The organism is Streptomyces sp. NPDC087787, assembly GCF_044743035.1.
Lineage (GTDB): Bacteria > Actinomycetota > Actinomycetes > Streptomycetales > Streptomycetaceae > Streptomyces.
Genome location: NZ_JBIUVQ010000045.1, coordinates 1 through 11,216, shown reverse-complemented (window position 1 = coordinate 11,216; position 11,216 = coordinate 1). Strand labels below are relative to the sequence as shown.

The following is an 11,216-nucleotide window of genomic DNA, read 5'->3' as shown; positions in this document are numbered from 1 at the left end:
CTACCTCACCCCGCTGGAGACCCGGCAGCGCCTCGAACAAGAACACGCCCTCGTGGCGTAAGCATCGAGTGTCCAAGATCACGGGGAAGCTTCAGTCCAGCCACGTCGCCAGATACAGCCAGCCCTCGCCGGTGGCGATGTAGGTGATGTCGCCGACCAGCTTCATCCCTGGCGCGGTCGCGGTGAAGTCGCGGCCGATCAGGTCCGGGGCGGGCACAGCCGCATCAGGCAACGTTCGCCCTGTAGTGAGGCCCCGCCTGTCGACGGCTTCGGCCGCTGGCGATAATCGACCGATGAGCGCCATCGATTGACAACCTCGCCTCGGCGAGTCCCGATCTGCTGCGCGCGATGATCAAAACGTTCGCCGACGCGCTCATGTCCGCGGAGGCCGACGCCCTCTGCAATGCCGAATACGGCCAGGTCAGCGAGGAGAGAGTCAACCACCGCAACGGCTACCGCCTCGGGCTGCAGCTGCCCGCGTCCGGCGGCCATCTTCAGTGCGTCCACGACCAGGCCGGCGCGGTGGTGGTCGGCCATCGAGTAGCCGACGATCTCGCACACTTCCGGGTCGACCGCAACGCGTCCGTGGCAAAACCGTTGTGCGTTTCAGAAGTGGATCTTGATGTGTCAAGATCCACTTCGTGGGGCGGCACGATCTGACGAATGCACAGTGGGCGAAGCTGGAGCCCTTGCTCCCGGTCGGCAAGAAGCCTGGACGGCCACCGGTGCACACCAAGCGGCAGTTGATAGACGGCATACGCCGGCGCACCCGCACCGGCGCTCCCTGGCGGGACGTACCCGAGCGGTACGGCCCGTGGCAGACGGTGTACGGCCTGTTCCGGCGCTGGCAGCGGGACGGCACCTGGCACCGCATCTTCGAGCGACTGCAGGCCCGGGCCGACGCCGAGGGGCTGATCACCTGGGACGTCTCGGTGGACTCCACCATCGCCCGCGCCCACCAGCATGCGGCCGGCGCCCGCAAAAAGGGGACCTGCAGATCGAGCCGCCCGGCGGTGTGTTCACCGAGCCCGACGACCACGGGCTCGGACTCTCCCGGGGCGGGCTGACCACCAAGCTGCACCTGGCGGTCGAGCAGGCCCAGAAACCGATGTCGCTGGTCATCACGGCCGGACAGCGCGGCGACTCCCCGCAGTTCCAGGTGGTCCTGGGCCGCATCCGGGTGCCCCGGCTCGGGCCGGGCCGCCCGCGCACCCGGCCGGACAAGGTTCGTGCCGACAAGGCGTACGGCTCCCGCGCGAACCGCGCCTACCTGCGCAAGCGCGGTATCCGCTGCACCATCCCGGAGAAGCGCGACCAGATCGCCAACCGCAAGAAACGCGGTTCCCACGGCGGCCGGCCGCCCAAGTTCGACGCGGCCGACTACAAAGAGCGCCACGCGGTGGAGTGCGGCATCAACCGCCTCAGGCGGCACTGCGCGGTCGCCACGAGATACGACAAGCTCGCAGTCCGCTACGAGGCGACCGTGCTGGTCGCAGCCATCAACGAGTGGCTGTGACCAGCACTTTCAAAACACGCCCTAGAGCGGGCGGCGTCCGGTCAGGCCCTGCCACACGTTCCGGGCGTCGTCGAGGGCTGCTCGCGCCTGCGGGAGCGTGTGACAGGCGAGAGCTCGCGCGCGGATGGGGCCGAGCTGGTCGAGGGCCTCGACAGGGAGGGCGTCGAGGAGCCGGATCCATGCGGGCGGTGTGGTAGCCGCCTTCGTGGTGTCGCCGGGGCGCCGGATGTGGATAAGGGAGTCGAAGTCCCGCGCGAGAGCGCGAGCGTGGTTGGCGCGGACGGGGCCGCCTTTGGTGCGGTTGATCAAAAACGGGTCGTCCGCAGCCGTGACGGCCTCGGCCGCCACTTCGAGGGCCTTCTTCGCGTCGGCTTCCTTCATGGCAGTGGGCACAGGGGTGCGCCATGCTGCCCACACAGCGGTGATCTGGCCGGTGGGCGGGTCGGTGCGGGTGAGGGTGGCGTGCGCGGCCCGGTTGATGAGCCGGGACACGGGGCCGGTGGGCAGTTCGGGGCGGAGGGGATCGGGAAGGCTGGCCTGTTCCCACTCGGGCAGGTCGGGCCCGGTGACGGGGATGTCGGTGGGGTGGGGTGCCGACAGGAGGAGGTTGGTGTATTCGTTGCCGGTCTCGGGATGCCAGGAGATGACGGACCGGAGCGGGGCGGCGGCCATGGACTTGTGCGTGACGCCGTTGTGGCTGCGGTTCGCTCCGAGCCCGCACGGCCCGTACTGCCGCCAGGCGAGGATCCACCAGAAGGCCTCGTGCGGCGTGATGGGCGCCTCCTGGGGCGTCCGGTCCAGCCAGGGCTGATTGTTCCCGGACGCCCGGGTCATAACGAGCTTTGCCGGGGGTGCTGGGGCGCCGCACTCGGTCGCGAGTCGCGGATCCTGGAGTAACGGCCGCTTGGGGTCATCCAGGTTGAACCGGTGGGCCCACCTGGTGGCGTAGGTGCTCACGTCTGTGGGGTCGAGGTGACCTTGGTCCAGGAGTTCGTCCCAGCGGTCGTCCCATGCGTCGGGGTCGGCGATGTCCAGGCCGCTGATGCGGATGAACAGGGCCACGAGGAGCCGGCGTAGAGCGGACGAGACGGCCACGTTGGGGACGTCAAGCGTGCCGAGATGCGCGGCTGCGAGCACCTCACCGAGCGGGGCGAGGCTCGTGAGGCCCGGAGCGGCGGCAGGCAGCGCGCCGGGCGTTAGCCGTGTGAGTTCGGTGGGGTCGGCGTCGTGATGCCACCTCATCGGCACGCACGGCGACATCATCACGTTGAACACAGAGAGTAGCTCCAGCCGGGACAGTGGCTCCCTGAAACCGGGAGCACTAAGGCATCAACTGCCTGCGCCAATACGGGCCGTTGACCTGATATCGGATCAGCGACAGGAGCAACATAAAGTGAGATAAGACGGGCGCGCAAGCGGCCATTTCAACTGTCAGTAGCGGCCTGTACGGTGGTCGCGGAAGCGCTCTGCGCACCCAGAAATAGCCTTCAGGCAATGAACCGTCCCGGCTCGAATGGAGACTCGATTTCATGAAGGATCGAGTCATGGCACGACCCTCCCGTTACCCGCTTGAGCTGCGCCGACGTGCGGTGCGCATGGTCGCCGAGGTGCGCGACGACTACCCGAACGAGACGACCGCCCTGCAGGCGGTCGCCGACAAGCTCGGCATCGGCTCCCGTGAGACACTGCGGAACTGGCTGAAGCAGCACGAGATCGACGCGGGGACGCGGCCGGGGACGACGACGGAGGAGTCCGCCCAGCTCAAGGCGTTGAAGAAGGAGAACGCCGAACTCAAGCGGGCCAACGAGATCCTGAAGGCCGCGGCGAGTTTCTTCGCGGCCGGGCTCGACCGGCCACACACGCGCTCGTAGCGTTATCGACGAGCACCGGGACCGCTTCGGCGGCGTCGAGCCGATCTGCGGGACGCTCACCGGGCACGACTGCACGATCGCCCCTGCCACCTACTACGCCCACAAGAAATGCCTCGAAACTCCCTCCGCCCGCCGCGTGCGCGATGCGGAGCCCAAGGAGCAGATCCAGGAGGTCCACACGTCCAACTACCGCGTCTACGGCGCCCGGAAGATCTGGCGCGAGCTGAACCGGCAGGGACATGCGGTGGCCCGCTGCACCGTCGAGCGCCTGATGCGCGAACTCGGCATCCAGGGCGCGGTGCGCGGCAAGCGCGTCATCACCACGATCCCCGGCGGGCAGGTAGAGCGGGCCCCCGATCTGGTCGACCGCGACTTCGTCGCCGTCGCTCCGAACCGGTGCTGGGTGGCGGACTGCACCCATGTGAAGACCTGGTCCGCCATCGTCTACGTCGCGTTCGTCGTGGACACCTTCTCCCGCCGGATCGTCGGCTGGTCCGCGGCCACCGTGAAGGAGACCGTCTTCGTCCTGGACGCTCCGGAGATGGCCGTCTGGCAACGCGACCGCGACCAGCACCCCATTCGGTCAGGCGAGTTGATCCATTACTCGGACGCCGGGTCGCAGTACACATCGTTCAAGCTCGCCGAGCATCTGGACGCCGTTGGCATCGCCGCCTCCATCGGCTCGGTTGGCGACGCCTGCGACAACGCCCTGATGGAGTCGGCGATCGGCCTGTACAAGACCGAGTTGATCAAACCGCAAGGGCCCTGGAAGTCGCTATCCCAGGTGGAGTTGGCCACCGCCGAGTGGGTCGACTGGTACAACCACCGCAGACTGCACGGTGAGATAGGCCACGTTCCGCCCGTCGAATACGAGGCCAACCACTACATGGAATCCACGAATCCCCAGGTCATCACCACAATCTGAGATCTCTACCGAACCCGGAACGGTTCAACCTGTTCAACCTTGGGTGACTGCCAGATCTGTGAGAATCAGTGCGGGGACATGATCGCGCAGGAGCCCAAGGGGCGTCGCGGGCCATCCCGGAGACGCTCGATCGTCGTCCTGAACGAGTGCGTCGGAGCAGGTGGTCCTTCGAGACGGGCGGGAGCGATGGCGTCAGTAGAGCAACAGGTGCGGACCGCGGACAGCGTGATCTGTCAGAACATCGCCAGCGCCGCCGGAGACCGGGGCTTCCTCTCGCAGAATCTGCTCGCCCAGCTTCGGAACCTCGTCGAGGGGCTTGTGGTCTGGGCGCACCTCAGCGACCGCTCGGCCGAGTTCCATTACAACCGGGTGGGGCCGGCGCTGGACATCGTCAAGGCGACCGCCAAGTTTAGGCTCCTGAGCAGGTTCCACGACCTACTTCAAGCCAGCACCTCGCACTACACACTCGATCGCGACCCGTCCGAACGGTTGATGCTCAAGTACTACGAATACTTGCTGCGTATCCGCGGCCTGGCCCAGCAGCAGTTCGGCATCGCGATTCTGGCCAACCTTGAAGAATTTCCCATCGACCTTGATCCGTCACTTCGTGAGTATCACGAGAAGATCGCCGCGCGAATCGATGGAGCGCGGGCGATGCCATCGCCGAACCTCCGCCGCGAGCGGTACTACGTTCACAGCACGCGGCCGTTCTTTGTCCGCGGCCGTATTTACTACGAAGTGACGTTCTCTCTCGCGCACAATCGGACGAGCAAGTTCGATCGCAGCATCGGTTTCACCGAGATCGACCTGACTGACAAGTACGCGGCCAGCTTGGAACTGGTGAGCGGGACGATCACGGTCCTGGGTCAGACCATGCCGATCATAATAATCCGCTCATGGAAGGTATCGATCCGGCCGTGCGAGTTCGACAACTTCGCGCGGTTCTTCGATCAGGCGACGCGAGTTCAATCGAATCATGCCGAGTACCGCAACCTGATGCGCTACCTCACCGAAACGCGGTCGAGTCTCCTCGATCTCGTGGACATGGCCGACCAGAGCTACACCCAGATCCGCACCTGGGCGCTCAGCGATTCGCAACGAACGGCGATGATCTTCCCAATCCTCGACCAAGCCCGCGCGCTCATCCGTGCCCACCGCCCAGGATCCCGCCTGCTGCGGTATTTGATGCTTCAGATGCACAACCAAGTCATCAAAGCCCAGTTCGATCCGGCTCCGTGTAGCCGGCTGTCGAACCTTCGCGTCTCGTGGAGTTGTCTGCCGTTCGACACGATGCCGTTCTGCACGTCACCGCGTGGGCACAATCCCCGCTTCTCGGATCTCGCGGAGAGCCTCGACGCCACGAGCAGGGCACACGAGCTACTGGCGCGCCGGGTCAGGAACAATGTCGAACAGTGCGGCTCGATCTACACACCAGCAGCGGACCTCGAGGACCTAGGTGACCTGGACGCACTGATCGCCCGCCACAACAGTCTGCTCCCGCCTACCGAACGACACGCGTCGCGGAAACTGGCGCACGAGAACAGACATGTCTTCATCGTCGGTTACGAGAACGCCACCGTCGCGATCATCGAGAAGCTCCAGGCGATCGCGGACGAGGGCCTCGACGGGCACGCGGATGACGTGCAGGCGTGGCTGGACGCCAACCCTGGAGCCATCGATGACAAGTTGAAGGCCGAGGCGTTGAAGGCCCTCTTCGAACGCTCGAAGGTCGCCCTCGTCTACGGCGCGGCCGGCACGGGAAAGTCCACGATGGTGAACCACATCGCCAACTACTTCTCAGCTGAGCGAAAGCTCTTCCTCGCGCACACGAACCCAGCCGTCGACAACCTCAAGCGACGAGTGCAGGCTCCGAACACTGAGTTCAGCACCGTCACCAGGCACCTCTACAACAGCTCGTCCTTCGACCCCATGTACGACGTCGTCGTGATCGACGAGTGCAGCACCCTGAGCAACGCAAGCCTGCTTGAAGTGCTGGAGAAGACCAGCTTCCACTTGCTCGTGCTCGTCGGCGACGTCTACCAGATCGAATCGATCGAGTTCGGCAACTGGTTCAGCCTCATCCGCTCCTACATCCCGGAGGAATCCGTATTCGAGCTGACCAAGCCCTTCCGGACGGATGACGAAGCCCTGCTCACGCTGTGGGACAGGGTGCGAAGCCTGGATGACCGCATCGAAGAGTCGCTCTCCAAGAACGGCTACTCGATGGTGCTGGACGACTCTCTCTTCCAGCGTCAAAGCGACGACGAGATCGTGCTCTGCCTGAATTACGACGGGCTTTATGGCATCAACAACGTCAACCGGTTCCTGCAGGCAAGCAATCCAAATCCCGCCGTGAGATGGGGCGAGTCCACCTACAAGGTCGACGACCCGGTGCTCTTCAACGAGACCGACCGGTTCCGCCCCGTCATCTTCAACAACCTGAAGGGCAAGATCGTCCGCATCGACCGAGTGCCCGGCCGGATCACCTTCGACGTCCACCTTGAACAGGAGGTCACGGAAGATGATGTGTTCGACACCGAACTGCGCTGGGTCGAGACCTCGGTCGTCCAGTTCGATGTATTCGAACGAGGGAACACCGACGATGATGACGATGACGTCAACACGTTGGTCCCGTTCCAGATCGCGTATGCCGTGTCGATCCACAAGGCTCAAGGGCTCGAGTACGACTCCGTCAAGGTCGTCATCACGGACGCGAACGAGGAGCGCATCTCCCACAGCATCTTCTACACGGCGATCACGCGAGCTCGTCGGCGACTGGGGGTGTTCTGGACTCCGGAGACGCAGCAGCGGATCCTGAGTCGACTGGCGGTGCGCGAGAACATCAAGGATGAGAATCTACTGAAAGCGCGCCGTGCTGTAACGCCCCTTGGCGCGCGCCCGAAGCGGCAGAAGGCACGCACCCTTCCGTAGCTGATACTCGGAGCTGTTGAAGCCCGCGGACCCACCTCCTAACTCAACGTTGTCTGGTGAGAATCGGGGGCCAGTCACACGAAGGGGCCAGCGGAAATGCCTTCCGCCTGGCCCTTCGACCTTCAGCACTACGCCCACTCCACCCCCAGCTCCTTCAGCGTGGCCCGCTGCTCGGGGGTGAGTTTGTCGCGTCTCGCCTTCGTGTTGGAGATCCATACGCCCAGCTTCACGGTCACGGGCTCGGTCTCGCCGTCGACGGTGATCTGTTCGCTGTGGCCGCGTGGTACAGGCCGGTCCGCGCCCACTCGCTCCACCCACTGCGCGAGAGCCGCCAGGCCGCGTTGGAACGCTTGCTGTGCCTTGCTCGGGCCCTTCGCTGCGCGCTTAGCCGCCGGGGCGGGAGGCGGCACCGCAGTGGGCTGCACGCCCAGCCTGGACAGTCGCTCCTGCTGCTCGGACGACAGCAGCTTCCAGGCGCTCGGCTGCTTCTGTCGCTGAAGCCACCGTCCGATGTCGTCGCCGTCGAACAGTACGCCGGGTGCGATGTTGGGCAGGTGGCCGTCGGCGTCGACGAGGTCGGCGAGGATGCGGTAGTGGCGTTGCCAGTCCAGGGGCCAGGGGCAGTTCCAGTCCTCGTCGATCGCCGCCAGCTGCTCCGTACGCACGGCGACCCGCTCTGGATTCTTCCCCAGGCCGCCCTTCCTGCGGAGGTTGGCCATGTGCTGCCCGATGGGCACCACGCCCTCGGCCTCGTTCTCGACCCACATTGCGTCCTGCCGCGGAGCAAGGTGTCCCGTGGCGCGCCGGTAGGAGCGGAGCGCGGCGAGCTTGGTCTCCCACGCCTCCTCGCCGGGTTCCCACACCATGCCGGCCTCCGGCGCGTCCAGCAGCTCCTTGCGCCGTGGCTCCAGCTCGCCCGCCCGCAAGGCTTTCCTCTGCTGGTGCACCCACCTCCCCAGCGGAAACGCCTTGGTCGCCCCGACCTCGACCTCGGTGTCGTAGGGGACGGCGTGCAGGCCGGTGATTTCGTTCTCGGCTCGCCAGCGCAGCAGGGCCTGGTAGCCCTCGAGCCACACCAGGGACTCCGGCCGGTACACCCGCGTGCGCAGGAACGCGGCGATGGTCGCGGCGTCGCGCGGACTGGAGAAATGCAGCAGCGCCGACTCGGCAGCGGCACCGCTGCCGTCCTGCTCCTGCTCCTGGTCCTCGCTGTCACCTGCGCCGCCGGCGCCGACGATCCGCCCGTCCTCATCGCGCCGGATGTGCACCGTGCGCTGTCCGCTGGTGAGCGCGCGGGAGGCGAGCTGCTCCACGAGGCGCTCGTCATGACTGCGGAGGCCTTGGAGCACAGCGACCAGTCCGGCATACGAGGCGGAGGCGACCATGTCGGTCGGATCCTCGCCGGGCTGAAGGAACACCGGCACGATGATCCGCGCGACCTTCGTGGAGCCGTTCCGGTTGAGCCGCAGCGCCCGGCCGATGTTCTGCACGATCTCCACCTGCGAGCCGCGGGTGTCCGCGAAACAGACGGCCTCCACACCGCGCTCGCCGGTGATGTCCACGCCCTCCCCGAGCACCCGACAACTCGCCAGGAACGCCCGGTGCACCCGCCGGCCGGCCGCATCGATCCCGCCTGCGAACTGCCGCAGCACCTCACGCCGCTCGGACACCAAATGGTCGCCGCACAGCCACGCCGACCACACCCGGTCCGGCGGGACATGGCGGCCAGCCTCCAGCTCGTAGAAGTCCGCGCCGATCGACGACGCGGGCAGCCGGTCCGCAGCCGCCAGGTCGTCGTCGGAGGCGTCACTGGCGTACAGCTCGGCTGCGGTCTGGGGCAGCTTCCCTGCGAACGCGGCGGCCTCCTCCACCCGCTGGTGAAAGGTCATCACTGTACGGAGGTTGTACGCCGCCGCGTGCTCCAGGAGTGCGGTCTGCAGGAGCGCCAGGCGCCGGCCCCGCTGCGCCTCCTCCGATTCCCCGAGGACCGGTGAGGGGTCGCGGATCTCAAGTACGTCGATTTCGAATCCGGCGAGGATGCCCCGCTCGATCGCCTCGCTCAGCCCGAGCTCGGCCAGCCACGGCCCGTAGGTCTCGGAGTCCTGACCCATCGACGCGATCTCCAGCTCCTGGCCGCCCGTGCCCTTCTGCGGCCGGGGCGAGGCGAGAATGCGCGGGGTGGCCGTGAGGTAGAGCCGGAAGTCGACCGGGATCCGCTGGTTGTCGTGGATCGCCGCCCATGGACGGCCAAGATCACCTGCGGTTGAGTGGGCCTCGTCCACGATCGCGAGGTCGAAACCGCTCATCTGCTGCCCGTACAGCCGCTTTCCGCCCGCCAGGGCGGCCTCGAGCGGTCCGCGAACCTTCTGCTGGCCCTCGGGTGCGTCGATGTCCTCGCGGTCCACGAGGGAGGCGTACGTGGCGAACACGACCACGGGCCCGTGCCCGGCCCACAGGGCGAGCTGGATGGGGTTGGTGGTGGTGCGCACCCCCAGCGAGTTGAGTACCGGGTCGTTCTCCAGCGAGCACACCGCGACCATCGGGGCCCGGTGGCCCACCAGGCGCCACGCCTGGGCGGTCTGCGCGAGCAGGTCCAGGGTCGGCACGGTCACCAGGATCCGCCCGCCCGGGAAGCACTCCAGCGCGCACGCGGCGGCGGTGATCGTCTTCCCCGACCCGGTCGCGGACACGATCGTGCCCCGTGCCCCCTGAGGGGGCACGGATGATCTTGCAGGGAATCCTACCCACTTACGGAAACTTGCTTTCTGGGCTACCTGGTGTTCCCGAAGCTGAATACCCAGCATTCCCGCACTCCTCCTCTGCCTTCTTTTCCACTCGCTTCGGAAATCACTGGGACGGCGTGAAGGGCGGCACGGACACCGTACCGTCCTCGCCCACGACGATCCGCTCGGCAAGCTGGGCCAGGACCTGAGAGGGGCGCAGCCCCGCCCGGTCGGCCACCACCCGGAACCGCCGACCGGACGCAGCGGACAACCAGACCTCCGCCCGCAGCTCATCCGCCTCCTCCCCCCGCCGCGCCCCGACGGCGCCCTGTGCCGCAACAGCACCAGCACGCCGTTCCTCACGCTCACGAGCCCACACTGAGCCCTGAGTGTCCTGTTCCGGCTCGTACACGCCCCAACCGGCCGTAGTCATAAAGTCCCTGACGCGCTGCCACTCAGCGTGTTTGGCCAGCCAGATGGCAGCCGACCGCTCCCGGTCCATCTCGAACTCGTAGAAGGAACCGTTCCCCCTCAACTGCTCCGCGGTTTCCCGCTCACGGACAGCGGCCTCCGCGACCTTTTCCGCAATGGCGGCGACGTCCAGGCCATTCGCCTGACGCCGGACCTGATCCCGCGCCACGTCCTGAGCACTCCACATGCGTTTTCCCTTTTCCGGACGCGCGGGCACCAGGACCCGCATCAGGTAGTTGGAGGGTGTCCCATGTTTCCGCCAACAGTACATGCTGCATCAACCTGATGCAGGCAACAGGATGAATCCGCGTGAGCGAACAAGAGCCTCGTATGCTGGCGCCCCGGCACCGTATCGACGGCGGCCTGAGCAAGGGGTGGGGCGATGTGGGACGGGATCGAACTGTGGCTGCGCAAGGCCGGAGGGCCCCTACTGGCGGGGGCGATCATGACCGGGCAGGCACTCACGCGTGAGCACTGGTTGCCGCCTCTGCGTCTACTGCTCCTCCTCGCCGGTATCGGAGCAGTAGTGGGCTGCGGGGGTTGAGACATGGAAGCTGATCCGCAGTCAGGGTTCGACCAAGACGGCCCTGGACCACCTAGAGGCAGTCGAACGCGGAGAGAATCCCGACCCCCCGTAACCAGCCCGGCCCGCGTCAGCGGGCCAACGGCTCCGAAGGCGCAGCCGAAGGACCGTCAGGCGGGGGAGCGCAGCGGACCCGCCGGCCCGGGCTGCAGCGAAGCGGAAGCCCGGCGGCGGGACGAAGTCCCGCCGCTCCGGG

The 11,216-nt window shown here is 66.5% G+C and carries 6 protein-coding genes and 2 pseudogenes; 4 read left to right on the top strand and 4 right to left on the bottom strand.

The annotated features are described in order from the left end of the window. Positions 1-94 precede the first annotated feature (94 nt). Positions 95-208, bottom strand: a pseudogene (locus ACIOWN_RS34140) (IS3 family transposase); the annotation flags it as partial. 98 nt (positions 209-306) lie between these two features. Here ACIOWN_RS34140 and ACIOWN_RS34135 point away from each other — a divergent pair. Together ACIOWN_RS34135 and ACIOWN_RS34130 are read left to right on the top strand one after the other, a co-directional pair. Further along, positions 307-459: pseudogene (locus tag ACIOWN_RS34135) on the top strand (transposase); the annotation flags it as partial. Positions 460-641: 182 nt separating this feature from the next. Further along, a protein-coding gene (locus ACIOWN_RS34130) for an IS5 family transposase (RefSeq protein ID WP_401984419.1) occupies positions 642-1,516 on the top strand; the annotation gives its coding sequence in 2 pieces (ribosomal slippage) (positions 642-1,031 and positions 1,034-1,516; 873 coding nt in all). A gap of 21 nt (positions 1,517-1,537) precedes the next feature. Here the strand turns inward: ACIOWN_RS34130 and ACIOWN_RS34125 are convergent. Then, entirely contained in the window at positions 1,538-2,758 is a 1,221-nt protein-coding gene (locus tag ACIOWN_RS34125; RefSeq protein ID WP_401984414.1) for a type I-E CRISPR-associated protein Cse1/CasA, read from the bottom strand. Between the two features lie 302 nt (positions 2,759-3,060). On the opposite strand from ACIOWN_RS34125, the gene ACIOWN_RS34120 reads away from it, so the two are divergent. Together ACIOWN_RS34120 and ACIOWN_RS34115 are read left to right on the top strand one after the other, a co-directional pair. Further along, positions 3,061-4,312, top strand: a protein-coding gene (locus ACIOWN_RS34120; RefSeq protein WP_401984413.1) for an IS3 family transposase whose coding sequence is annotated in 2 segments (ribosomal slippage) — positions 3,061-3,374 and positions 3,373-4,312 — 1,254 coding nt in all. Because the reading frame shifts where the segments join, the coding sequence is not laid out codon by codon here. 186 nt (positions 4,313-4,498) lie between these two features. Then, entirely contained in the window at positions 4,499-7,243 is a 2,745-nt protein-coding gene (locus tag ACIOWN_RS34115) for an ATP-dependent RecD-like DNA helicase (RefSeq protein ID WP_388354461.1), read from the top strand. Between the two features lie 128 nt (positions 7,244-7,371). Here ACIOWN_RS34115 and ACIOWN_RS34110 read toward each other — a convergent pair whose 3' ends face one another. Together ACIOWN_RS34110 and ACIOWN_RS34105 are read right to left on the bottom strand one after the other, a co-directional pair. Then, entirely contained in the window at positions 7,372-10,047 is a 2,676-nt protein-coding gene (locus ACIOWN_RS34110; RefSeq protein WP_401984410.1) for a Helicase associated domain protein, read from the bottom strand. Positions 10,048-10,090: 43 nt separating this feature from the next. Then, the gene (locus ACIOWN_RS34105; RefSeq protein ID WP_401984409.1) at positions 10,091-10,666 is read right to left on the bottom strand and encodes a hypothetical protein; all 576 of its coding nucleotides are present in this window, start codon (positions 10,664-10,666) and stop codon (positions 10,091-10,093) included. Positions 10,667-11,216: the final 550 nt, after the last annotated feature.

Excerpts from the sequence above, each read along its gene's own strand:
- ACIOWN_RS34105 (WP_401984409.1), bottom strand. The coding sequence starts at position 10,666 with ATGCGGGTCCTGGTGCCCGCGCGTCCGGAAAAGGGAAAACGCATGTGG.
- ACIOWN_RS34115 (WP_388354461.1), top strand. The coding sequence starts at position 4,499 with ATGGCGTCAGTAGAGCAACAGGTGCGGACCGCGGACAGCGTGATCTGT.
- ACIOWN_RS34110 (WP_401984410.1), bottom strand. The coding sequence starts at position 10,047 with ATGCTGGGTATTCAGCTTCGGGAACACCAGGTAGCCCAGAAAGCAAGT.
- ACIOWN_RS34125 (WP_401984414.1), bottom strand. The coding sequence starts at position 2,758 with ATGAGGTGGCATCACGACGCCGACCCCACCGAACTCACACGGCTAACG.